A 23,412-nucleotide genomic window follows, 5' to 3' on the forward strand; every position below is an offset into this window, starting at 1 on the left:
AAGGAATCATAAATCTATTGTTTCAAAGCCGCAGTTTGCAGGATGGCGAAAGTCCCTGCAGCTGCGGTTTTTTGGTATTTCGGGGTCCGACATAAAGTACATAAGATGTCACCTCCCGGGGATGATAACAGAGTTCGACCAATACGGTGGAGGGAATCATTTATGGCACAGAATCAAGGCTCCCAGACGAAAGAAAAGAAACTGAAATGGTGGCAGCTGTCGCTCCTTGGGGTGGCCTGCACGGTCGGTACAGGTTTTTTTCTGGGCTCACATATTGCGATTGAGATCGGCGGCCCTTCCGCGGTCGTTGCGTACGCCCTGGCGGCCTTTGGGGCCTACCTGGTCTATGACAAGCTGTCCCAAATGACAGCGGAGGACCCGATGGAGGGCTCGTTCCGCTCTTATGCGAAGAAGGCTTTCGGCCGGTGGGCGGGGTTCAGCAGCGGGTGGGTGTACTGGTCGTCGGAGCTGCTTATTATGGGGAGCCAATTAACGGCGCTTGCCCTGTTTTCGCGCTTTTGGTTTCCGCAGGTTCCGATGTGGTGCTTTGCGGCGGGATACGGTGTTCTCGGGCTCCTTATCATTTGGGTTGGAACCAAGGGATTCGAGCGAATGGAGAACATTTTTGCCGTGCTAAAAATTGCGGCGATCTTCATGTTTATGGTCATCGCCATTTTGGCGGTATCCGGCGTACTCCCGACCAAAGCTCACGGTCCCGCTTTTCCGCGGGATTGGATACCGGGCGGGCTCACAGGATTTTGGGCAGCGCTCATTTTTGCTTTTTTACGGATACGGGGGACTGGAAGCGTTAGGTCTGATGACCATGAGGCTGAAGGAGCCCAAAGACGCGCCGAAGGCTGGCAAAGTGATGCTGCTGCTGTTAGTGTCCATCTATGTCATTTCCATCGGACTGGCGCTTATTCTCGAGCCATGGAAATCCTATGCCGCCGAGGAGAGCCCGTTTGTGGTGGCCCTTGTCGATTATAAGCTTCCGTTTGTGCCGCATTTGTTTAATGCGGTCCTCATTATTGCCGGCTTCTCGACGATGACGGCCTCGCTGTTTGCGGTGACGACGATGATCGTTACGCTGGCCAGCGATGGGGACGCACCGCCCTTTTTCATCAAGGGCAAGAAGAAGGAAGGCAAAAAGCCCCTGCCGGCCATCGGTCTGACGGCTGTGGGGCTCCTCGCTTCCGTGGTATCCGCTCTGCTGATGCCGAAAAGCGTATATGAGTACATTACGACGGCTGCGGGCATGATGCTGCTGTATAACTGGATGTTTATTCTCGTCACGTCCGGCAAGCTGCTGGAGCTGACCGGATGGGGCAAAGCCAAGAGGTATATCGGCATGGCGCTGATCGCCTTGACACTGATCGGAACGCTGTTTCATAAAATCAGCCGTCCCGGTTTTTTCATCAGTCTCGGATTTATCGTCGTGATCGGCTGTGTTACGCTGGTCATGCGCCATTTCTGGAACAAGACCGATGGGCCGAAGAAGGGCTCGTACGATACCGAAGAGCACGCAGAGTCTGGCCCAAGAACGATCAGGACCCGAACAAAATTCGGTATGCCTCGTATCCGAAGTAGAGGCCGAATCCGATAAGCGAAATGCCGGAAATGACCGAAATCGCGCTGACCAGGCGCTGCGTGAGCACCCGCCGGAACATGCTGGCCACGAGTGCCATCAGCACATCCCACAGCATGAGGCCGGCCATGATCGCACAGCTGTACAGGAACACCTCTTTGGCTTCGTACTTGGCGATCATGTCGGCGAGAACCGACCCGTAAATCCCCATCCAGAACAGAATAGACAGCGGGTTAGAGATGGACATGATAAAGCCGGCGCTGAAGGATTTCACATGCGATTCATTGCTGCTGCGGGTTTCCATACCCGCTTTTCCTGCGGTCAGGAGGCTTTCTACGCCGATATAAGTCAGGATAAAGAAGCCGAACAGCAGCAGAAACGTTTTCATAAAAGGGATGTTAAGAAAATGAATGACCCCGAAATACACAAGCAGCATAAAAATTCCGTCGGCCACCATGGCCCCGAGGCCCACCAGCCACGCGTGTAAAAAGCCTCCGCGCAGCCCGCGGTCCATCTGTGCCGCATTGATGGGACCAATCGGAGCGGCCAGGGAAAGGCCAAGCAGGAAATGGCTGATCCATACACTCATTCAAAGAGAACCCCCTTCATCGGTCTGTCGCATTGTTACATCCTATGTGAAGGGCCCTGCTTGTACGACTAAAAAAGCAAATCTTGTCCGAAAAATAAAAGAGCCGTTATCCCATGCGGGATAGCGGCTTTGTATACCAATCATGAGGTCCAATATCGTTGGTGCTGCGCTTTGGGTCTAGAAGCTTACGGCTGCTTGGCCGGGCTGCCGGCCCGTTTGCCTTTGCGTGCCCGGCGCAGGAAGAGGGAAAAGAACAAGGCGGCGATGGCGAACCAGGTCGCCACGATAAAGGCGTCGTTAATGCCGTTGATGCTTGCATTCGACGACACCAGCCCCAGCACCGACTGCAGTGCCAGCGATACGCCGGTCTCGGCGGGAACCCCTGCGGTGGTGGCAACCTCCTGCCCAAGTGCAGCGATGTCCTGCATGATGAACGGATTGTCTTCGTTGTAGAGCGTGGACGATTCCGCGATGTGAAAAGTGGTCCGCGTCGACATCACCGTCACCAGCAGCGCGGTTCCGATCGACCCGGCCACCTGCCGCATCGTATTGGACATCGCCGTTCCGTGGCTTCCGAGGTAGTAGGGAAGCTGGTTGAGTCCCTCCGTCTGCACCGACATCATGATCAGCGACATGCCGAAGCTGCGAATCGTATAGAGTATCATCAGATGCGAATACGTCGTGGTGTCGGTCAACCGGCTGAATTCGAAGGTCATAACCGCAGTGATAAGCAGGCCGATAATGGCCAGGGGCCGTGCGCCGATTTTATCGAAAATCGCTCCCGAGATCGGGGACATGATCCCCATCAGGATCGCCCCTGGCAGAAGGAGCAGACCGGACTGAAGCGGGGTGAACCCGCGGATATTCTGGAGGTAAATCGGGAGCAGCAGCATCGCCCCGAACATCGTCATGTTGACGAGGCCGCCGACGACCGTCGAAACCGAGAAGATGTCGTATTTAAACACGCGGAAATCGAGCATCGGCGAGTCCATGTTCAGCTCGCGCACGATAAACAGGATGATAAAAATGGCACCAACAATCAGCGAGCCAAGTACGGTGAAGCTGGTCCAGCCCTTGTCTCCGGCGGAACTGAACCCGTACAGCAGGATCCCGAAGCCCAGGGTAGAGAAGACGACGCCCCAGAAGTCGAATTTCGGTTTGGTCAGGCGGTTGATGTTTTTCAGCCACTTCAGGGCGAACAGAATATCAAGAACGGCCAGCGGAATGACCATGAAAAACAGGATCCGCCACGTATAGTGCTCCACGATCCATCCCGATAACGTCGGTCCGATCGCCGGTGCGAACATCATGGCGATCCCCATCATGCCCATCGCGGTCCCGCGTTTTTCGGGCGGGAAAACCGTCAGGAACACGTTCATCACGACGGGCATAATGATTCCCGCCCCGCTGGCCTGTACAACGCGGCCGAACAGCATCAGCGGAAAGTTGGTGCTGACGGCGCAGAGCACCGCACCGATGGTGAATAGGCTCATGGCCGTAATAAAGAGCACCCGGGTCCCGTAGGACTCAATCAGAAAAGCCGTGACCGGAACGAGCACGCCGTTCACCAGCATGTAGGCGGTGGACAGCCACTGCACCGTCGTTGCGGACACGTTAAAATCATTCATCAGGTGGGGGATCGCCACATTCAGCAGCGTCTGGTTCAGGATGGAGACGAACGCCCCGAGCATGAGTACCGTCAACGTCCGCCCCAAGTGTATATTTTCCATTAGACAAGCCCCCTAAATATGGATTCGGACGGTCGCATTCATGCCTGGAACGAGCCCGAGGCCTTTATACCCTTCAATGGTAACGACGATAGGGATGACTTGCGTCACTTTGGTGTAGTTGGCGTTGGAATTAGTCGTTGGAAACAGCGAAAACGTAGACGCGGTAGCCAGTCCGATTTGATCGATCTTGCCAGTTAGCGTTGTATCCGGAAAAGCATCAACATAGACGTCGACGGTTTGGCCGACCTTGATTTTATCCAGCTTGGTTTCTTCAATATTGGCTGTAACCCACAGGTTGTTCAGGTTGAAGGCTCTTGCCAGCGAAGTTCCTGGGGATACAAAAGAATTGGGAACCGCTGTTTGCTGAACGATGGTGGAGTTCACAGGGAACGTAATATCGACCCGGGTACCTCCGGAAGTTACGCTTCCTACGACATCGCCGGAATTGTAATATTTGCCGACGGATCCGTTCCAGGTCGTAAGCTTGCCGGCCGCTGGTGCGGTGATGGATACCCCCTGTCCGGTGACTTGGGCGTTGTCGGTTTTAATGTAGTTGGACGTCTGGTTGTAGTAATAAATGGCCGCGCCGCCCAGGACGAGCACAATGATGACGACTACAACGTTGACCAGCAGTGCACGCGAGTTCATAAAAGCATGATCCCTCCTAAAGTTGCTTCCTAGTTATCGATTGAAAACAGATATCCAAGAGCATCTCCTAATTGCCCCATTCATATTCAGCAGAGGAATTTCCCGGATCACCGCTAGGATAAAGGAACGCTGCCCTGGGGATAAATAAGAAATCCAGTTGATGAAAGGGGAGTTATACATGAAAGTGTACGTGGTTTACGACAGCGAAAACGGCCACACGGAAGCCTTGGCTCGTTCCGTATGGGAAGGGGCTAAGGGCGTGGACGGAGCTGAGGCAGAGATCGCTCACGTCAATGAAGCGGACATTTATAAACTTGAGGATATGGACGCCATCGTATGGGGGTGTCCGGGACATTTTGGAACCATCAGCTCAGGACTCAAAAATTGGATTGACCGGCTTGGCTACCTGTGGGCGCAGGGCAAACTGGTCAACAAAGTCGGGGCCGTATTCTGCACGACAGCAACCGTGCACGGAGGGGTGGAATCCACCATGATCAACCTGCTGACGCCGATGCTTCACAACGGCATGATCGTTGTCGGTCTTCCCGGAAACATACCGGAGAATGCCCTGTACGGATCGTATTACGGTGTAGGTGTGACGTGCCCCGTGGAGCTTTCGGATGACGATCCCAAAAACCTGCCCGGCGAAAACGACCTCGCCCTGGGCCGAGCATTAGGCAAGCGCGTAGCCGAATTGGCCGGACGATTCTCCTCGGCAGCAAGGTAAGGTACAGGCTATGATTATCGCCTTTATCGTTCTGGCTGTCCTCGCCCTGGTTTTTCTTTTTATCTACAATGCCCGGATGTCCAAGAAAGCAGCGAAAAAGCAGGCAAAGGAACCCATCCGGAACAACCAAGAAACGGCGGAGCCAGCTGCTCATCTTGAACCTGTGAAGGCGGCGGAACCGCCGCCGGCAACCACCGGACCGGTGGCCTCTGAACCGGTAAGAAGGCCCGAGCCGGTGCCGGTAACAACCCGGAGGCCGCAGTCCGCGGAGCAGCAGGGCGACCGGGCCTACCGCGAGGCGCTCCGGCAGTTCGCCGGAGGCACGCCGCCCAAGGAGGAGGAACCGCCGGCGCCAAAGCCGGACTACAGTACGGACAACGCCTACCGGGAAGCGCTGCGTTCGATGGCGAAGAACAAAAAGTAGCACGATCCTGCAGCACAGCGAACAGCCGCTTTCGGTAATGGACCGAAGGGGCTGTTTTTGCGTGACCGAAAGGAGCGGACGCAGAGCCGCCATTGTATGCCGTGCTGCGGAATGTTATTTTATACATATCCAATAATCGCCTAAGACCGGGAGGGAAAGATCACCATCATGTTCACCGCCGTATGGGTCGCCATCATTTGCCTGGCCGTGATCGTTTTGCTGCTGGCCGCGGCAAGTGCTTATTTTTATAATGTGGGCATCAAGCGCAGCACGAAGGAGTTTTTGGAAGCCGATCCGGCGCTGGTCAAAGAAGAGCACCCCTGGGAGCTTGAGGAAGAGTGGCTCCACAGCCAGCCTGTTGAAACGTTGGAGCTGACGTCCTTGGACGGAATTGCCCTCAAAGGATACTTCATCCCCGCCGCCACGCCTACCCGCCAAACCGCCATCGTCGTGCATGGCTATTCCAGCCAGGGCCGGGAAATGGGGGCTTTTGCAAAGCTGTACCATGAGATGGGCATGAACGTGCTGATGCCGGATAACCGGGGGCACGGCCAAAGCGGAGGGAATTACATCGGGTTTGGCTGGCCGGACCGCAGAGATATTATGAGGTGGATCGGCACGGTCATTGACCGCAGCGGACCCAGGGTGGAAATCATACTGCACGGCGTATCCATGGGCGGAGCGACGGTGCTGATGGTAAGCGGGGAGGAGCTCCCCGGGCAGGTGAAGTGCATCGTATCGGACTGTGCCTACACGTCAGTGCGTGACATTTTGACCCATCAGCTCAAGCAGATGTATAAGCTTCCGCCATTTCCGCTGCTGCCGGCAACCAGCCTGATGTGCAAGCTGCGGGCTGGATACTCCTTCGGAGAAGCTTCAGCGTTGAAGCAGGTCACCCGGACGAAGCTCCCGATTCTGTTTATTCACGGGGACCGCGATACCTTTGTCCCATACGCGATGCTGCACCGTCTTGCGGATGCCGCGGCAGGGGATAAGGAAGTCTACGTGGTTCAGGGGGCTTCGCATGCGAACGCTTATTTTGTGGACAAAAAAGAGTATGAACTCAGGATACGCCAATTTATTGGGCGTTACATCCGGTTAGGGGAGGGGACGGAAAGGGAGATGATTCCCGAACCGGAGTCGCAGGCTGTTCTGACCCCTATGGAGGGTTAAATCCTGACCTGACAACATCGTTCATCTGAAAAAAACTCCGGAAGTGCCTATGAAGGCATCCGGAGTTTTGTTTTAGAGATCAGATAGTATAAATTTCGGAGCTTCTGCTTCCTGATCTCGCAAGAAAAACTTCCTTTAGACGCGGTCTGTCTTCTTTGAAGGTACGTCGATAGACGTTTTTCTTATACCCAATAAGTTATATCGCCCGCTGAAACTGGCTGGTGTACAAGTCATAATAAAAACCTTTGGTTTCCAGCAGCTGAAGGTGGCTCCCCTGCTCGGCAATGCGTCCGCCGTTGATGAACAGAATCCGGTCCGCATCCTGAATCGTGCTCAGCCGGTGGGCGATGACAAAACTGGTCCGTCCCTTCATGAGCGTCTGCATCGCTTCCTGGACATGCATTTCGGTCCGGGTATCGACGCTGCTGGTGGCTTCGTCCAGTATAAGGATGGCCGGATCGGCCAGGATCGCCCGGGCGATGGTCAGCAGCTGGCGCTGGCCGTGGCTGAGATTGCTGCCCTCGGCGGCCAGGACGGTATCATACCCGTCCGGCAGACGGGATATAAAGCGGTCGGCATTCGCCAGCTTCGCGGCATGCTCCACTTCGGCATCGGTCGCATCTAACCGTCCGAACCGGATGTTTTCGCGGATGCTGCCGGAAAAAACGTAGGCGTCCTGGAGGACGATCCCCACCTTGCTCCGCAGGCTGTCTTTATCCATATCGCGGATGCTCGCCCCGTCGATGCAAATGTCGCCTTGGTCGATCTCGTAGAACCGGGTCAGGAGGTTGATGATCGTCGTTTTGCCTGCACCCGTCGGGCCGACGAGGGCGATCATCTGGCCGGGCTCGGCGGTAAAGGATACGTCCTGCAGCACCGGCGTTCCCGGTTTATAGCTGAAAGTTACATTCCGGAATTCGACGCTGCCCTTCACCTCTCCAAGCTCCGCGACGGCCCGCTTGTGGTCTTCGGCATACTCGGTTTCGAGGTCGAAAATCTCAAATACGCGCTCGGCACCCGCAATAGCGGACTGCATCAGGTTGAACTGGTTGGCCAGTTCGGTGATCGGCCGGCCGAACTGCTTGGAGTAGTTCAGAAAGCTGACGACGATGCCGACGGAGGTGTGCCCTTGCAGCACCATCCAGCCGCCGGCCGCCGCGATCAAGGCGAAGCTGAGGTTGTTCACCATGTTCATGACCGGCCCGACCATGCCGGAGGCGATCTGCGCGCGGATTCCGACCTGATTCAGCTTTTGGTTGATCTTCTGGAACTGCTCGACCGCGACAGGCTCCCGCCGGAACAGCTTGACGATTTTCTGCCCGCTGACGGTCTCCTCGATAAAGCCGTTGAGCTCGCCGAGGTGCTGCTGCTGGGCTTTGAACAGCTTTCGGGTCAGCCGCGTGATTTGGCGTGTTGCCACGAGCACGAGCGGAATGCTGATGAGGCTGACGAGCGTAAGGGGCAGGTTGAGCCTCAGCATGATGACCAGCGACCCGGCCAGCGTAATGATGCTGTTCAAGAGCTGCGTTACGCTCTGGTTCAGCGTGTTCGACACGTTCTCGATGTCATTGGTTGTGCGGCTCATCAGTTCTCCGGTCGGATGGGTATCGAAAAAGCGCAGCGGTAGCTGCTGGTATTTATCGAACAGGTCCTGGCGGAGGGCTAAGACGGTGCGCTGGGAAACGGCCGTCATGACGTACACCTGAATCCAGGAAACGACGCTGCCCAGTGCATAGATGCCGATCATTAGCAGGCAGAGAGACCAGAAGCCGTCATGCTCTTTCGGCATAATGAAGCGGTCGATCGCTTTGCCGAGCAGGAAAGGGCCAATCAGGGAAATGACCGCGCTGAGAATGGTCGTAACGTATACGATGACCAACCCGAACCGCTGGCGACTCAGATAGGCCCACAGTCTTCTGAGGGTGGCGCCTGCCTGCTTGGGCTTGGCTTTCTGCATGACCATGTTTCGGCCGGGTCCATGGCCCATCATGGGAGAGCCCCCGCGGCCGGCTTCAGCGCCGGCGGGTTTAGTTGGCTGCGGCATGCGTATCTTCCTCCTTCCGCTGCGAACGGTAAATATCCTGATAGATCGCGCTGGTCCGCAGCAGTTCTTCGTGGGTCCCACGGGCGGCAATGGAGCCGTTCTCCAGCACCAGAATCTGGTCGGCCTCCATGACCGAGCTGATCCGCTGCGCGATGATGATGTTGGTGCTGCGGTTCATCAGCTCCTTCAGCGCCGCCTGGATGCGCGATTCCGTGCCGACGTCGACCGCGCTCGTGCTGTCGTCCAGGATGAGAATCCGCGGTTTAACGAGCAGCGCGCGGGCGATCGACAGGCGCTGCTTCTGCCCGCCGGACAGGTTGACGCCTTTTTGCCCGATCACGGTCTCATAGCCGTCCGGCATCTGCATGATGAAATCGTGGGCCTGGGCGGCCTTGGCCGCGGCGGTCACTTCCTCCAGCGGAGCGCCGGGCCGGCCGTAACGGATGTTATCCAGCACCGTGCCGCTGAACAGCACGGACTGCTGCAGCGTCATGCCCACCATCCCGCGCAGGATGTCCAGCGGGATGTCGCGGACATCCGTGCCGCCGATGAGCACCCGGCCGCCGGTGGCGTCATAGAGCCGCGGGATCAGATGCACGAGCGAGGATTTGCCGGATCCGGTAACGCCGAGAATGGCGGTCGTCTGTCCCGGTTTGGCTGTAAAGCTGATCCCGCTGAGCACCGGATCGGCATGCGGATGCTCCCCGTAACCGAAGGATACATTCTCGAAGACCACGTCCGCGGCCGCCGGTTCCTTGGCCTGGGCGCCGGTGGGATCGACAATGTCCGGCTGCGCGTCAAACACTTCCTGCACCCGGGCCGCGGAGACTCTGGCCCGGGAGATGAAAGTCAGCATGTTGCTTACCATCAGCATGGCGAACAGGAGCTGGGTCACGTAATTGATATAAGCGATCAAATCGCCGGCGGGAAGGGATCCGCCGCGGGTAAGGGCACCGCCGTACCAGAGCACCGCCACGATGCTCAAATTCAGGATCAGCGTCATGACCGGCATGTTCAGCCCCAAGAGCCGGTTGGCCGAGATGGCCTCCTTCGTGTAATCGCCGTTAGCGCCGGCAAAGCGCTTGCGTTCATAGCCTGCGCGGACGAAGGCCTTGACGACCCGAATGCCGGCGAGGTTCTCCTGCAGGACGCCGTTCACCTGGTCGAGCATCGACTGAACCCGGCCGAACAGCGGAAAAGACTTCCGGATCAGCAGCACCAGAAATACGACCAGGACGGGAATCGATACCGCCAGAACCAGCGTCAGCCGGGGACTGATCCAGAGGGCCAGGATGAGGCTGCCGAGGAACAGCAGCGGGGAGCGGATGCTCCGCAGGATCATCTGGACTACCGTCTGCAGCTGAACGACGTCGTTTGTCAGCCGGGTGATGAGCGATCCGGTCTTCAGCTCGTCAAGATTGCGGAAGGAAAAGGTTTGTATTTTCCGGAACAGATGGTCCCGGAGATCGGTGCCGAAATGCTGAGAGGCATAAGTTGAAAAGACGGTGCACCCTACGCCGCCAAGCAGGCCGACTACGGCAACCCCGATCATCAGAATACCCGTTCGCTCGATGTACGCAAGGTCGCCGGGAACAACTCCTTTATTAACGATGTTCGCCATCAGCGCTGGCTGCAGCAGGTCCATGGATACCTCAAGCAGCATCAGCAGAGGAGCCAGCAGAGCCGACACCTTATAGGGACGAAGGTAGGATATCATCAGTTTCCACATGGGCGGGACCTCACTTGGTATCAGAATCGGCAGCCTGCGCCTGGCCTCCCGGCGAAGGACCCGGGGCTCCGCCATCCCCCGTTTCGCGCAGCTCAAACGTATGGATGTACTCCTGGATCATCTGGTCAACGGCTTTCAGCTCACCGGTAATGACCTGCTGGATCGGCTGGAACTCGGGCTGGCTCAGCTGCTGCATCAGCGTGCTGCGCATGACCTGCATACGCTCCAGAAACATCAGCACGCGGCCGCGCCGAAACGTCTGGGCGCTCTGGAAGCTCCGGCCGCCCTCGTCGTCGCCGTGATGCTCCCTTTTGCCGCGCCGGCCGTGGTCGTGGTGCCCGTGTCCGCGGCCCCCGCCTCGCCGGTCGCCTCGCTCCCAGCGGCCGCCCTCGTTGTTCATATCTTCTTTCATTGACGTCACTCCTTAGAATTAGTGGATGTGTATACGTGTATTGCTGTTTGTATACAAATGTATACGATCGTGTGATTAGAGTCAATTCTTTTTACCCTAAATCTGGAAAGGTCCAGCTTTCACTGTTCTTCGTTATCGTCTCTATATAATGCCGGCGCCCATTTTGTTATAATGTTGTTGATTCTTCAGACTAACAAACATGATTCCAGAAACGGCTGTATCCGGACCCGGAGTATCACCGGCATCTAAACCGCCCTGGAAACGGCAGGCCGATGCAGCCCTTAATGATATTCGTAACATGAATGACAGTTTATTTGAGGTGAAATAGAGACGATGGCCAAAAAGATTACGATGCAGCAAATCGCCGACCACTTGGGCGTATCGAAGTTCGTTGTATCCAAGGCGCTGTCCGGCAAGGGCGGAGTCAATGAAATGACCCGGGAGCGGGTGATCCAGGCGGCTTCCCAGCTCGGGTATTTTTCGCAAAAGAAAGCTTATATGAGAAGCCCGCGCACGGAAACCCATACGCTTAAGCGCAGCGGCGCGAAGCATTCCGTGATCGTCCTGATGCCCAATATCCGTTTTCAGAACAGGGAATCGCTGTACTGGGGCAAGATTATGGAGGGGATTTCGATCAGCCTCGAGGAACGGGGACTGGGCATGGTGATCATCTCTGAGCAGAACGTGGACAACTTTGTGAGCCTCCTGAATCCGGAAGGGATTCTCGGACTCATTGGGGTCGGGGAAATTTCCACGCCGCTGCTGCTGGAGGTGCACCGGATGGGGCTACCGATCGTGCTGGTCGACATGGAGGATCCGCTCATTCCGTCCGACACGGTCTTTGCGAACAATATGGATGTGATGGCCCGGCTGACGACCCACCTGATCGGCATCGGCCATCAGCGGCTGCAGTTCATCGGAAACGACCGGTATTCGCGCAGCTTCCGGGACCGCTCCATCGGGTACCGGACGGCGCTGGATGAGCAGGGGCTGCCGAGCCAGGAAGGGCTGGTCATTCCGCTTCCCGATTTGGAGAACGGCAGCTTCGAGCCCGAGATCCGGTCGTGGATCTCGCGGAAAATCAAATCCAAATCGCTGCCGACCGCACTGGTCTGCGCCAACGATGCGATTGCGCTGACGGCCCGGGATATCCTGATCGAGCTCGGCGTGCGGGTTCCGGAGGAGGTGTCGGTCTCCGGATTTGACAATATCGCCGATGCGGCCAAGGGCAGTCCGTCTCTGACGACCGTCCATGTTCCGAAGGAGGCGATGGGCCGCCGGGCTGTTGAAAAGCTGCTCGAACGAATGGAAAAAGCGGATACGCCTCTGGAAAAAATCCTGCTCGCCGGCGATATCGTCTACCGCGATTCCACGGCACCGGCTCCGGATGGCTCCGGGAGCTGACATCACGGCAGGTACGATGAAATCTCAGCCGGCCATAACAAAAAGCATCCCGCCCAACAGGCAGGATGCTTTTTATCGATAAAGGAAGTTTCTAAGTTTCCGGAAAGTGCACAGGGTTGCCGTATGTGCAGGCTGAAAGAGCTGAAATCGCGAGGTTCTGTCTTCCTGTGCGCCCTTTAGATCGCTTACGGCTGGGCAGGCAGTCCACCGAGCTCGCGGATTTGTGCCGTGTAATGATCGCGGATGAGGCCCTCCGCCTTTTTTGCATAAGGGCAGTAATCATCATTCTCGGCGGCGTCCTCTGGTGCATACAGCGCTGCCGGTCAGTCCCACAGCATAAATCCTCCCACCCATGAACGGCTGGCACAGGCTTCAAACATCCGCTCATAATAGGCGGCTTGTTCGTCCTCGTTTGGATCTCCGGGCAGTCCCCAGTCGTTTGGAATCCGGCTCGAACCGGTCCGGCTGGGACATCCCGCCTCCATAAAGAAGAAGGGCTTGCCGTACCGGCGGACGACCGGCTCAATGCGGTCCAGTTGCTCTTCCCAGCTGTCGATCGGGTAATAGCCGCTGGATGAAATGACATCCACTGCATCCCACCAAGCCACCTGACCTTCCTGATATTTGTCGCAGTTATAGGTAATGATGCCGGAGTATACTTGCCGAACCTGGCGGATGAGCTCGCGCCATTCCCGTTCCCTTCGGTCGGTCTGCACCATTTCGCACCCGATGCACAGCATTTCGCAGCCGGTTTCCTCAGCAATAGCCGCATAGTGCAGCATAAACCGGGTATAAGAGTCAAACCACTCGGACCATTTCGGTTCACAAGGCACGTCAATATCGAAAAAGTTAATATGGGCCCGCCAAGTTCCGTCGGCGCAGTTGACGACCGGTTTCAGGCAGACGCGCAAGCCGAGACGCTTGGCGGAGGCAATTGCATGGCGAACCTCTTCATCCGTTACGGTCGGCTCTTCCGCAAAGTGGATTTCCGTCGAATGGGCCGTATCCTGCAGGGCCGCAAAGGTGACGGCCGTCCAGTTCACGCCGAGGCGTTTTACCATTTCCTCCATTGAATGTCCGGCCTCAGGGGTGTTCCATGTTCCCCGGATGCCGGTCCATCCCCAGGTCATGCCGCCGATATATCCTTCCAGCAAGTTATTGCGCATCAAATTCACCGTGTGCACCTCTTCTTGTGTTATTTTGTTAGTGTATTTTGTTATTTGGTTATGATAACTTTATATACTTGTTATAAACAAAATACGCCTGAAGATCAAGTGTGCGGCTGAGGAAATATGATGATTTATAGGTAGTCTGCCCGTGTTGTGTGGAGATGGGATGTGTGAAAAGTAGATAACACAATGATAACAATAGCAAAAAAAGCCCTGCCCGTAATTGTACAGGCAAGGCTTGATATGCATGAGGCCATTCTCTATTTAAGCGGCTGCTGATTCACGTAGCTGTCGGACAAATTAAGGAGCTTAAGCGCCCGGTTATATTCGTCTTCCGTAGTGCCGCCGTCTACCGAGGTCCGGCCGCTCAGAGGGTACTGCGCTCCATCCTCGTATCCGGCTCCCGACACGAAGAGCGCATTGCCGGTCAGGAAGGAACCGGTCGGCAAATAATAACGCTCCGGAATCAGATTATAGCTCTGATTTAAGAGATCCTGTCCGAAATGAATATGGTCTTTGACGGAAACGCCCGTCAGATTGGCGACCGTCGGCAGGATGTCGACCTGTCCGCCCACCGTGTTGTTCACTTCCGGATGTTGGATCGAGCCGCCCGCCAGAATCAGCGGGATGTTAATCATATCCGAATAGGAATATTCATGTCCGTAAATTTCCTTCATCAATTCTTTATCATCACGGTCCAGGGAGTACAGCGGCAGCCCCATGTGATCCCCGTAGATGACGATGAGGCTGTCTTCCCAGAGGCCGTTAGTCTTCAGTTCATCGATAAACTGGCCCAGCGCATAATCCGCATAATTCTGGGCGCGGATATAATCTCCGACAAACGTACCGTCGTATCGCTCAGGGAGCTGCATGTGGTATTTTCTCTCCGGAATCGTGAACGGATGATGCGCCGACATCGAGATGACCTGGGCATAGAACGGTTTGTCTTCCTGGTCCATTTCCTTCATTTTCGCGGCAGTCTTCTTATACAGCACTTCATCCGATGGGCCGAAGAAGAAGGAGTCTTCGTCACCGAAGAAGGACTTGTCGTAATAATGCTGGAAGCCAAGGGACGAATACAGCTCCCCGCGGTTCCAGAACTCAACGTCGTTCGTATGGAAGGTCGCGGTCGCGTAACCGTTGCTCTCCATCAGCCTCGGCAGGCTCGGCAGCTTCTTGTCGACATAGTTCTGCGTGGCTGCCCCGCTCGGGGGAACATAGAACGAGGTGTTCACGACGAATTCGGCATCCGATGTATTGCCTTGGCCGACCATTTGGTTGAAGTTCGGGAAGTAGTACTGCTCTTTGGCCAGCTTGTTCATATTAGGCGTAATTTCCTGGCCGTCGATCTTCAGGTTGATCAGGAAATTCTGAAACGATTCCAGCTGGATAATGATCACGTTCTTGCCTTTGGCATCCCCGAAATGCTGCGGCTGATCGGTCTTCTTGATACCTTTGAGTTCATCGATCGAAGCCTGGGTAATGCGGTTCAGCGGAACGATGTCCTCTTTCTTCTTGGAGAAAATCGTATACGCTTCATAATTCAAAATGCCCATTTGCTGGGCTTTTGTGATCTCGTTCATGCTGGCCCGGTTCGGAACGATATTAAACAGGCAGATCACGAGGGACAGGATGAACAGCACGGTAACGACGCTCCGGCGGGCCCGGCGGCTGGTCTGATCCTTCCATTGCCGCGCTTTACGGCCGCGCACCATGATGACAAAGATCACGACGATGTCGGCGTAGATCAGCAAATAGTAAGGGTCCATCAGCGAAAAAACACTGTTGCGGACGGCCGTAACCTGGTTGACCTGCTCCAGGGCATGGTAAGTCGCGATGACGCCATAGTATTTGAAGTACATAATGACGGCGAAAAAGATCGTGGTCAGCAGCAGGTTGGCGATGACATAAGCGCCGAATTTCCGCTTGCCGGCAAACCACTCAATCAGACAGAACACGAGCCAAATAAACGGAATTTCGGTAATGATGGGCTTCCATGGCATCAGGTCATTAAATGTAACGGCCCATGCCAAATACCCCTTTAAAATTAAAAGAATGGTGAATAAGACAAACGGTTTTCGCAGAAATCCACGAAGTGAAGACACGTTACCAACTTCCTTCCTTTTAATGACGGGCTGACTGGCTGGTCTAAGCCGGGCAGCTGAGTATATCGCGCGAAAAGCTGGATGATTGCGCATAAAATTGAATATCCTGCGGTTGCTTGAGCCCTTTTGTCGCATGGAATCGAGGGCAATAGGTTTATTATGCCTTCGGCTCAGAAAGATGTCAAAAGGCGAATCCTTGTCATTTCTAGTTATCATTTACCATATTGGGAAGTAAATGAACCGCTTCCGCCGCTCCTCTGATCCATTCTTTGAAAACGTCCGGATTTCCGATCCGCCAGGGTACGGCGGGCTGAGCCGTAACACCACGACACCCCGCTGAACACTGCGGTACACTGCTTATTTCCCACCGGTCAATAACCCCCTAAAAACTGTAAAATATTGTGTTGAACCGGGCCTGTATTTTAGGTAAAATGTGCGAAAAACATATTGTGTTAAATAAGTTAACACATAATGTTATTTTTGCTGAAGGGGTTGAGGGGGATGTTCGACTGGCTGGGCTTTACAACGGGGCTGCCGCTCTGGTGGTCGTACCGGTTAAACCGTCATTTGAAAGAGGATATCGAAAACATTTTTGAGGGAATTGCCCAGAATCGTATACAAATATTAGAGAGCTGGGTTACGGAGTATTGGTCCCATTTGGAGCGTTTGAGCATACAGCTTGGCCCAAACTTCGGCCATATCGTCCAGGATCCTGCTGGGGCCGCTGCATTGGAGCCACTGTTCGCTTCCTATATGAAGAGAGGTGCCGATTTCTCGGAGATTTTCCTGATTCGTGACGACATGAAGGTGGTATACTCCACCCATCCGTCCCGCATCGGGGCAAGCTGCAGCCGGGAGGGCCTGATCGAGCCGGGGCTGAAGTATACGCTGCAGGGGAGTCCTTGCCTGTTCGGCCCCTATTCCGACCCGGCCACAGTAGAGGTCGGACCGAGTACTTCAGCATTTCACGACGCGATGACGCTGATGTTTATTTTGCCGGTCATGAATGATGGTGAGTGGAAAGGGGCGCTGTGCGGCCGGGTTCCAAACGATGTCCTGGGCGACTTGATCCAGCGGGAGCAGGGGCATGTATATCCCGATTCAGGCGATAACTACATTTTCATGGCCAAGCCGGGACTGAACAAGAACGTTGCGCCCGGAACGGCGCTGTCGCGGAGCCGCTTCGAGGACTTTACCTTTACGCACGGCGATAACCTGAAAGAAGGGGTGCGGACCGACTACGGGACGGTTCAGGTAAAGAACCATACCGAGCTGGAGCTGGTGTTCAAGGACCCGGCCACGGGAGAACTGCATCCAGGGGTGGCGAACACGATACAGAACGGGAGCAATCTGTTTGTGGAGTTTCCGGGATATTCGGACTACCGGCACATTCCGGTGATCGGTAAAGGGGTTACTTTTCAGCTTCCGCATTGCCCGGATCTATGGGGGATGATGTGCGAAGGGGATTTGGAGGAAGTGTACCGCTTCCGGAGCTTCGGTTGGAAGATGAAGAAAATGCACCTGATGACAGGCCTGGCGGGCGTGGTGCTGAACGGTCTTCTATTCGGCCTGCTGGTCTTGAGTCTGCCTCCGGTCACGGGGCTGATCGCGGTTCTAGCGGCAAACCTGCTGTTCGGCTGGATCGCGGTCTCAGTTCTTGAACGCAGGGGGACGCGGCGGACGGCGGAGCATTTACGCAGCCTGAGCCGGTTCATCCGAATCAATGCCGAAGGCAAAGGGGATTTGACGCAGCGGCTGGACCTGCGCGAATTTGCGGATGACGAGGCCAAGGAGCTCGGCAAATGGGTAAACAGCATGATCGATGCCCTGGAAGGCATCATGCTGCAGGTTAAGCAGGCGGCGCAGGACGTTCAGGACAGCCAGCACGTACAGCATGCGACGGCCCAGTCGACCGCCAGCTCCACGGAGCGGGTGAGCGGGAAGGTTCACAGCATGATCCGCGGCATCCGCGGCCAGCTGAAGGATATTGACGTGGCCAAGGACGTGTCGGTGGAGATGAGTGTTAGTCTGCGGAAAATCGAGGAGGCGGCCGCTCAGCAAATTGCGGTGGCGCAAAGCGAAGTGCAGCATATCGGCGACAAGATGAAGCAAATCCAGGACAAGGTGGAGGAGAGCAACCGGACCATTCGGACGTTTATGGAAACGACGCGGGATATTGCCGGCCTGCTGACGGCCATTGAGAACATTTCCAAGCAGACCAATCTGTTATCGCTGAACGCGTCGATCGAAGCGGCGAGGGCGGGCGAGCACGGTCAAGGCTTCTCGGTAGTGGCGGGGGAAATCCGCAAGCTGGCCGAGCTTACCCGGCATTCCACCGAGCAGATCCAGCGGACGCTGCGGCAGATCGGCGGGCAGGTGGAACTGGCCTTTGCCTCCATGGACGAAGGCAGCCGGGCGGTGGAGGAGGGCACGAAAATCGTCGCTTCGGCCTCTGAAATGCTGGGACAGGCTGGCAGCCAGGACAGCCTCAAGACCAAGATGGTCGGTGAAGTGGTGGGCATCATGGAAAAGGTAGCCGCCGTCAGCATCGAAAACCGCAGCATTTCGGCAGAGGTGGAAGGCACCCTGCAGGAGCTGCAGGAGGACATGCAGCACGTCCGCGGCACATCGGAAAATGTGGAGTCCATCACCGGATCGCTGCTTCAGCTTGTCAACCAGTTCCGCCTGACCGAGACGCGGAGAAGATAGCAGGAAGACGGTGGCGTCGTGTGACCTGCCGCTGCCGGATGAGTTCACTAGTCAAAGCTCGTGCCCCTTTATCAGGGCGGCACGGGCTTTTTACGTGGATAGCGCCATTGGGACTGCCTGCTCCATTATGGTATGATGGGAAAAACAAGGGGAACGGGTGATCTTATGTCTGAAGAAAACCGGGAGCGGGCGGAGGTTCGGATATCGGTCCGGCCGCTGGTGGAATATGCTTTCTCAAGCGGGGATATCGATTCCGGATTCCGGTCGGCCACCGCCATGGTTGAAGGCACACGAATTCACCAGCAGGTGCAGAAAACTTACGGGGAAGGCGACCAGAAGGAGGTGTTCCTCAAGCGGGAGATCTCCTTCGGGGACCTGACTTATGTCATTGAAGGAAGATGCGACGGCCTGATCCAAAAGGATGACGGCTGGATGATCGATGAGATCAAATCGACCGCTGCAAGCCTGGATGCGATGGAGGGGGACGGAAAGCCCGTTCACTGGGCACAGGCCCAAGTTTACGCCTATATTTATGCCATGGACCACGGCCTGGACCGGATGACGGTGCAGCTCACCTACGTCGAGACGCATACCGGCACGGAGCGCCGTTTCCGGCGGATGCTGACGCTGGCGGAGCTCGAGGCCTTTGTGATGGGGGTGCTCGAGGTCTACACCCCGTATGCCGCGCTCCGGCTGAAAAATGCGCATCTCCGGGATGAGAGCATCCGCGCGCTGCCGTTCCCGTTCGACACTTACCGGGAAGGGCAGCGCAAGCTGGCGGGAGCGGTCTATCAGGCGGTGAAGGAGAAGCGGAAGCTGTTTGCCAAGGCCCCGACGGGGATCGGCAAGACGATGTCCACGCTGTTTCCGTCCGTGAAGGCCATCGGGGAGGGGCTGCTTGGGCAGATCTTTTATTTGACGGCCAAGACGATCACCCGAACGGCCGCCGAGCAGGCCTTTGCGCTGATGCAGGCCAAAGGGCTGCGGCTGCAGACGGTGACGATTACGGCCAAGGACAAAGTTTGCTTTCAGGAGGAGACGGTCTGCCGGAAGGACGCCTGCCCGTTTGCGGACGGCTACTATGATCGGGTTAATGGGGCGGTTCTGGACATGCTGTCCCAGGAAACGGTGATGGACCGCGCCGTCATTGAGCGTTACGCGCGCAAGCATCAGGTATGTCCCTTTGAGTTTTCGCTGGACGCGGCCTACGCAGCGGATGCGGTCATTTGCGACTATAATTACATCTTTGATCCGCGGGTTTCGTTCAAACGGCTGCCCGAGGAACAGAAGAGGCAGACGGTGCTGCTCGTGGACGAAGCCCATAACCTCGTTGATCGTGGCCGGGACATGTTCTCGGCTGAGATCGGCAAGGCGGCATTTCTCGAGCTGAAGCGCGGATACAAGGGCGTGGATGCCGGGGTTCAGAAGGCGGCGGATGCGGTCAATAAATTTTTTATCGAACTGAAAAAGGAAATGGGCGAAGCCCGCCAGAAGCAGTGGCAGGAACAGCCCCTGGAGCTGGGGGAGCTGCTTACGCTGTTCATCGCCGAAGCCGAGCGGGAGCTGCTGGCTCCCAAAGGTGACCCCGGGCTGCAGGAGCAGCTGCTGGATGCCTATTTTGCGTCGCAGCATTATATCCGGATCGCCAAGCTGTATGACGAACGCTTTCTGACGTATGCCGAGATTCACGGCGGCGACTGCGTGCTGAAGCTGTTCTGCATGGATCCGTCCTACTTGCTCGCGCAGGCGGGAAAAGGCTTCCGCTCAACCGTGTTCTTCTCGGCCACTCTGTCTCCACTGTCCTACTATAGGGACATGCTGGGCGCCGGCGAGGAGGACTACAGCTTGTCCGTGCCGTCGCCGTTCAGCCGGGAGCAGCTGGATGTGCGCATCGAGCCGCTGTCCACCAGGTACCGGGACCGGGACGACACCCGGGACGCGCTGGTGAAGCTGCTGCATGGCCTCATATCGGAGCGCAAAGCGAATTACATGGTCTTTTTCCCGTCGTACCAATATATGCGTATGGTGGTCGAGCCTTTTGCGGAGCTGCACCCGGAGGTTGGCATCATCGTGCAGGATACCGGAATGGCCGAGGAGGAGCGGGAGCGGTTCCTCGCGGCGTTCCAGGCGGACAATGAGGATACGCTCGTCGGCTTCGCCGTGCTCGGGGGCATTTTCTCCGAAGGCATCGACCTGCAGGGGGATCGGCTGGGAGGCGTCGTCGTGGTCGGCGTGGGCTTGCCACAGCTTGGTTTTGAACGGAACCTGATTCGGGATTACTTCAATGAAAACGGGAAAAGCGGGTATGATTACGCCTACGTGTTCCCGGGGATGAACAAGGTGCTGCAGGCCGGAGGGCGGCTGATCCGCTCCGAGCAGGATACGGGCGTGCTGGTGCTGGTCGACGACCGTTTTCTCCAGCGGCACTATCAGGGGCTGCTCCCGGATGAGTGGAAGGGATTCACCGTCGGGAGACCTTAGACGGGCGAGACGCGGCACAGCGAAGTGGTCCGCCAGGCAGCTTGGTCTCGTCGGGATTTGGTTCCGCGAACGGGATGGATACGAGGGCGTGCGATGCGTTCCTAACAAATCGTAGCCAAACGGGACGGACCCCGGTATAGTGGAGAAAACAGGATAAGGTGGGATCGCGCAGGATGACACTTCGTATCGGATTGATCGGAACCGGATGGTTCAGCGGCGTACATGCCGACAACTTGGCGGGGATGGATGGAGTAAAGCTGACGGCGGTTTGTGGTACAAGCCTGGAGAAAGCAGAACGGATGGCGCGGCGTTACGGCGCCGAGGGATATGAGGATCTGGATGCTATGCTGGACGCGGGACCACTCGACGCGGTGTATATCTGCGTGCCGCCGATGGCACACGGCGAAATCGAAATGAAGCTGATTGAGCGCTGTATTCCGTTTTTGGTGGAAAAACCGCTTGGGCTCGACACCAGCTTGCCGGAACAAATTCTGGCCCGGGTCCGCGAGACGGGGCTGTTGACGTCGGTGGGGTACCATTTCCGCTACCAGCACAATGCGGCGCGGCTGAAGGAGGAACTGTCGAACCATACGACCGGTATGGTGCTGGGACGGTGGATGGACAGCATGCCGGGCGTGTCCTGGTGGAGACGGCAAAGCGGCTCCGGCGGGCAGTTCATCGAGCAGACGACGCATATGGTCGACATGCTTCGATATACGGCCGGCGAAGTGGAAGAAGTGTATGCGCTTTACGGGGACCGGGTTAAGCAGAGCCAGGTGGGCGGGGTGGAGGTCGCCGACGTAGGAACGGTTACGCTCCGCCTGGCAAGCGGCGTGGTAGCGAACATCTCCAACACATGCGTCCTGCCGGAAGGCGGCGGGCTGAGCAAGACGGGACTGACGTTCTACACCGACCGGGGGATTGTCGATTGGAACCCGCAGCGGCTGCAGCTGACGGCGCCCGGCGTCACGACGGAATATACGGAGCAGGGGAGCCCCTATGTACGCGAAACGGAAGCGTTTCTCCATGCGCTGCGCACCGGAGACCGCTCCCGTATTCTTTCAAGCTATGAGGATGCCTGCCGGACGCAGGCCGTGACTTGTGCCGCGTTGGCCTCGGCATCTACCGGCAAGCCGGTCCGCCTCTAACTCCTTACCACATCAGCATGAGCAGCGGCGCCGCGCCGAGCGTGAACAGGGCGGCCAGGATCATCGAGACGCTGGAGATCGCTCCGCTCATCGAGCTGAAGCCGAAGGCCACGGACGTCCCCGTCCCGTGGGCGCTCGTGCCGAGCAGCACGCCGCGGGCGATTTCGTTCTCGATCCGCAGGAGGCGCAGAATCATCGGCCCGAGTACGGAGCCGAGCAGGCCGGTCATAATGACGAAGACCGCCGTAATGTTCGGCACCCCGCCGATGACCTGCGATACGTTCATGGCGATCGGCGTCGTGATCGAGCGGGGGATCAGGCTGGTCACCAATGAAGTGTCCAGCTTCAGCCCTTTGGCGAGCACCGCCGAAGAGATCATAGCCATGAAGGAACCGGTAAGCACGCTGACGACGATTTCGACGGCGTGCTTTTTGAGTACTTTAAAATTTTTATAGAGCGGCACCGCAAAGGCGACCGTCGCAGGCTGGAGCATATCGCTCAGCCATTTCCCGCCGGAGTTGTAATGTTCATAGGGAATATGCGTGCACAGCAGGAAAATAATAATGATGCAGGGCGTCACCAGCAGCGGCGACAAATACACTTTGGGATACCGCTTATACAATCGTTTGGCTGCCATGTAGATCACGAGGGTTAGCAATAGACAGATGAGACCGATCATCATGACACCTTCCGTTCTTTATGTTTGGCAATGCGTGCGGCGGTCAAGCCGGAGCTGGCCATGACCACGACCGTGCTGAAAATAACGACGAGCAGGATTCGCACCCCGTCGCTCTCCAGCATCGCAAAATATTTCATCACCCCGACGGCGGCCGGGATAAAGAAGAGCAGGAGCTCGGCGAGCAGCCAGTTCGCTCCGACTTCGATCCATTCGAGCTTGACGACGCCGGATTCGAGCAAAAGAAACAACACGATGATTCCGAGAATGCTGCCCGGCACCGGCAGATGCAGCAGACCGGCCAGCTGGTTCATCGCATATGAAAACAGCATTAAAACGGCGACCTGAAAGGTCCCTTTGACGGCATGCTTCATCAATTGTTTTCGCCTTCCTTTCATTTATAATGAAAATTTTACAGCATTTATTTTCATAGGTAAAATGCATATATCGAATGGATATCATTCCATATGGCTATGGCATAAGGATGACGTATAAGTTGAATAATTGAAATGGATGGTAGGGCAAGTACGTAAAATGTCCCTACGATCACTCTTGTTTTCGGATTTCTTGATTGTATTGAACCCACGTGAGGTAGAAATCCGAAAGCCAAGTGTGACTGCTTCGCTTCTTCGGAATCATTTTACTCCCTTGCTTGCATC

Annotated in this window: 16 protein-coding genes and 2 pseudogenes; 8 read left to right on the forward strand and 10 right to left on the reverse strand. The window is 56.3% G+C overall.

Annotated features, from left to right (window positions below; translation table 11 throughout):
* Positions 1 to 162 precede the first annotated feature (162 nt).
* Positions 163 to 1,603, forward strand: a pseudogene (locus tag ABIE48_RS33050) (amino acid permease).
* On the opposite strand, the gene ABIE48_RS33055 reads toward ABIE48_RS33050, so the two are convergent.
* From ABIE48_RS33055 to ABIE48_RS33065, 3 genes are all read right to left on the reverse strand, one after another.
* Positions 1,545 to 2,174, reverse strand: coding sequence for a LysE family transporter (locus ABIE48_RS33055; protein ID WP_145027929.1), 630 nt, complete (start codon positions 2,172 to 2,174; stop codon positions 1,545 to 1,547). The pseudogene ABIE48_RS33050 and the gene ABIE48_RS33055 sit on opposite strands and share 59 nt — an antisense overlap.
* A 185-nt stretch (positions 2,175 to 2,359) precedes the next feature.
* Positions 2,360 to 3,904, reverse strand: coding sequence for a DHA2 family efflux MFS transporter permease subunit (locus ABIE48_RS33060; RefSeq protein ID WP_192716754.1), 1,545 nt, complete (start codon positions 3,902 to 3,904; stop codon positions 2,360 to 2,362).
* A gap of 12 nt (positions 3,905 to 3,916) precedes the next feature.
* Positions 3,917 to 4,552 carry an HlyD family secretion protein gene (locus tag ABIE48_RS33065; RefSeq protein WP_116233405.1) on the reverse strand — a complete coding sequence of 212 codons (636 nt, stop codon included), beginning with the start codon at positions 4,550 to 4,552 and terminating at the stop codon, positions 3,917 to 3,919.
* A 178-nt stretch (positions 4,553 to 4,730) separates the two neighbouring features.
* Between ABIE48_RS33065 and ABIE48_RS33070 the strand changes: the two genes are divergently transcribed.
* From ABIE48_RS33070 to ABIE48_RS33080, 3 genes are all read left to right on the forward strand, one after another.
* Positions 4,731 to 5,279: an NAD(P)H-dependent oxidoreductase gene (locus tag ABIE48_RS33070; protein WP_076171918.1), complete on the forward strand. Its 549-nt coding sequence runs from the start codon at positions 4,731 to 4,733 to the stop codon at positions 5,277 to 5,279.
* A gap of 10 nt (positions 5,280 to 5,289) precedes the next feature.
* Positions 5,290 to 5,703 (forward strand): hypothetical protein, encoded by a 414-nt coding sequence (locus ABIE48_RS33075; protein ID WP_192716753.1) that lies wholly within the window; start codon positions 5,290 to 5,292, stop codon positions 5,701 to 5,703.
* A 168-nt stretch (positions 5,704 to 5,871) separates the two neighbouring features.
* Positions 5,872 to 6,876: an alpha/beta hydrolase gene (locus ABIE48_RS33080; RefSeq protein ID WP_192716752.1), complete on the forward strand. Its 1,005-nt coding sequence runs from the start codon at positions 5,872 to 5,874 to the stop codon at positions 6,874 to 6,876.
* A 196-nt stretch (positions 6,877 to 7,072) separates the two neighbouring features.
* Here the strand turns inward: ABIE48_RS33080 and ABIE48_RS33085 are convergent, their stop codons facing one another.
* The 3 genes from ABIE48_RS33085 to ABIE48_RS33095 are packed head-to-tail and all read right to left on the reverse strand — an operon-like array spanning position 7,073 to position 11,061.
* Entirely contained in the window at positions 7,073 to 8,920 is a 1,848-nt protein-coding gene (locus tag ABIE48_RS33085) for an ABC transporter ATP-binding protein (protein ID WP_483312676.1), read from the reverse strand.
* A complete protein-coding gene (locus ABIE48_RS33090; RefSeq protein WP_192716751.1) occupies positions 8,904 to 10,649 on the reverse strand; it encodes an ABC transporter ATP-binding protein in 1,746 nt (581 codons plus the stop codon). Before ABIE48_RS33090 ends, ABIE48_RS33085 begins: the two co-directional genes overlap by 17 nt.
* 10 nt (positions 10,650 to 10,659) lie before the next feature.
* Complete coding sequence (locus ABIE48_RS33095) at positions 10,660 to 11,061, reverse strand: hypothetical protein (protein WP_145027940.1); 402 nt, start codon at positions 11,059 to 11,061, stop codon at positions 10,660 to 10,662.
* Positions 11,062 to 11,394: 333 nt separating this feature from the next.
* On the opposite strand from ABIE48_RS33095, the gene ABIE48_RS33100 reads away from it, so the two are divergent.
* Positions 11,395 to 12,465 carry a LacI family DNA-binding transcriptional regulator gene (locus ABIE48_RS33100; RefSeq protein WP_145027942.1) on the forward strand — a complete coding sequence of 357 codons (1,071 nt, stop codon included), beginning with the start codon at positions 11,395 to 11,397 and terminating at the stop codon, positions 12,463 to 12,465.
* Positions 12,466 to 12,650: 185 nt separating this feature from the next.
* Here the strand turns inward: ABIE48_RS33100 and ABIE48_RS33105 are convergent.
* Together ABIE48_RS33105 and ABIE48_RS33110 are read right to left on the reverse strand one after the other, a co-directional pair.
* A pseudogene (locus tag ABIE48_RS33105) lies at positions 12,651 to 13,631 on the reverse strand (glycoside hydrolase family 113).
* Positions 13,632 to 13,894: 263 nt separating this feature from the next.
* Complete coding sequence (locus tag ABIE48_RS33110) at positions 13,895 to 15,739, reverse strand: LTA synthase family protein (RefSeq protein WP_354520474.1); 1,845 nt, start codon at positions 15,737 to 15,739, stop codon at positions 13,895 to 13,897.
* 501 nt (positions 15,740 to 16,240) lie between these two features.
* On the opposite strand from ABIE48_RS33110, the gene ABIE48_RS33115 reads away from it, so the two are divergent.
* The 3 genes from ABIE48_RS33115 to ABIE48_RS33125 all read left to right on the forward strand — a co-directional run bounded on the left by ABIE48_RS33115 (position 16,241) and on the right by ABIE48_RS33125 (position 22,077).
* Positions 16,241 to 18,448 carry a methyl-accepting chemotaxis protein gene (locus ABIE48_RS33115; protein ID WP_192716749.1) on the forward strand — a complete coding sequence of 736 codons (2,208 nt, stop codon included), beginning with the start codon at positions 16,241 to 16,243 and terminating at the stop codon, positions 18,446 to 18,448.
* Positions 18,449 to 18,613: 165 nt separating this feature from the next.
* A complete protein-coding gene (locus tag ABIE48_RS33120; protein ID WP_192716748.1) occupies positions 18,614 to 20,929 on the forward strand; it encodes a helicase C-terminal domain-containing protein in 2,316 nt (771 codons plus the stop codon).
* Positions 20,930 to 21,102: 173 nt separating this feature from the next.
* Positions 21,103 to 22,077 (forward strand): Gfo/Idh/MocA family protein, encoded by a 975-nt coding sequence (locus ABIE48_RS33125; RefSeq protein ID WP_192716747.1) that lies wholly within the window; start codon positions 21,103 to 21,105, stop codon positions 22,075 to 22,077.
* A gap of 4 nt (positions 22,078 to 22,081) precedes the next feature.
* Here ABIE48_RS33125 and ABIE48_RS33130 read toward each other — a convergent pair whose 3' ends face one another.
* Together ABIE48_RS33130 and ABIE48_RS33135 are read right to left on the reverse strand one after the other, a co-directional pair.
* Positions 22,082 to 22,756, reverse strand: a complete 675-nt coding sequence (locus tag ABIE48_RS33130) for a CidB/LrgB family autolysis modulator (RefSeq protein WP_192716746.1) — start codon at positions 22,754 to 22,756, stop codon at positions 22,082 to 22,084.
* Entirely contained in the window at positions 22,756 to 23,127 is a 372-nt protein-coding gene (locus tag ABIE48_RS33135) for a CidA/LrgA family protein (RefSeq protein WP_089549661.1), read from the reverse strand. Before ABIE48_RS33135 ends, ABIE48_RS33130 begins: the two co-directional genes overlap by 1 nt.
* Positions 23,128 to 23,412 lie beyond the last annotated feature (285 nt).

This window comes from Paenibacillus sp. OAE614, assembly GCF_040546645.1.
In the GTDB taxonomy this organism is placed as follows: Bacteria; Bacillota; Bacilli; order Paenibacillales; family Paenibacillaceae; genus Paenibacillus_AQ; species Paenibacillus_AQ favisporus.

Excerpts from the sequence above, each read along its gene's own strand:
- ABIE48_RS33115 (WP_192716749.1), top strand. The coding sequence starts at position 16,241 with ATGTTCGACTGGCTGGGCTTTACAACGGGGCTGCCGCTCTGGTGGTCG.
- ABIE48_RS33075 (WP_192716753.1), top strand. The coding sequence starts at position 5,290 with ATGATTATCGCCTTTATCGTTCTGGCTGTCCTCGCCCTGGTTTTTCTT.
- ABIE48_RS33065 (WP_116233405.1), bottom strand. The coding sequence starts at position 4,552 with ATGAACTCGCGTGCACTGCTGGTCAACGTTGTAGTCGTCATCATTGTG.
- ABIE48_RS33085 (WP_483312676.1), bottom strand. The coding sequence starts at position 8,920 with ATGCCGCAGCCAACTAAACCCGCCGGCGCTGAAGCCGGCCGCGGGGGC.
- ABIE48_RS33055 (WP_145027929.1), bottom strand. The coding sequence starts at position 2,174 with ATGAGTGTATGGATCAGCCATTTCCTGCTTGGCCTTTCCCTGGCCGCT.
- ABIE48_RS33070 (WP_076171918.1), top strand. The coding sequence starts at position 4,731 with ATGAAAGTGTACGTGGTTTACGACAGCGAAAACGGCCACACGGAAGCC.
- ABIE48_RS33130 (WP_192716746.1), bottom strand. The coding sequence starts at position 22,756 with ATGATCGGTCTCATCTGTCTATTGCTAACCCTCGTGATCTACATGGCA.
- ABIE48_RS33080 (WP_192716752.1), top strand. The coding sequence starts at position 5,872 with ATGTTCACCGCCGTATGGGTCGCCATCATTTGCCTGGCCGTGATCGTT.
- ABIE48_RS33120 (WP_192716748.1), top strand. The coding sequence starts at position 18,614 with ATGTCTGAAGAAAACCGGGAGCGGGCGGAGGTTCGGATATCGGTCCGG.
- ABIE48_RS33135 (WP_089549661.1), bottom strand. The coding sequence starts at position 23,127 with ATGAAGCATGCCGTCAAAGGGACCTTTCAGGTCGCCGTTTTAATGCTG.
- ABIE48_RS33060 (WP_192716754.1), bottom strand. The coding sequence starts at position 3,904 with ATGGAAAATATACACTTGGGGCGGACGTTGACGGTACTCATGCTCGGG.
- ABIE48_RS33100 (WP_145027942.1), top strand. The coding sequence starts at position 11,395 with ATGGCCAAAAAGATTACGATGCAGCAAATCGCCGACCACTTGGGCGTA.
- ABIE48_RS33090 (WP_192716751.1), bottom strand. The coding sequence starts at position 10,649 with ATGTGGAAACTGATGATATCCTACCTTCGTCCCTATAAGGTGTCGGCT.
- ABIE48_RS33095 (WP_145027940.1), bottom strand. The coding sequence starts at position 11,061 with ATGAAAGAAGATATGAACAACGAGGGCGGCCGCTGGGAGCGAGGCGAC.
- ABIE48_RS33125 (WP_192716747.1), top strand. The coding sequence starts at position 21,103 with ATGACACTTCGTATCGGATTGATCGGAACCGGATGGTTCAGCGGCGTA.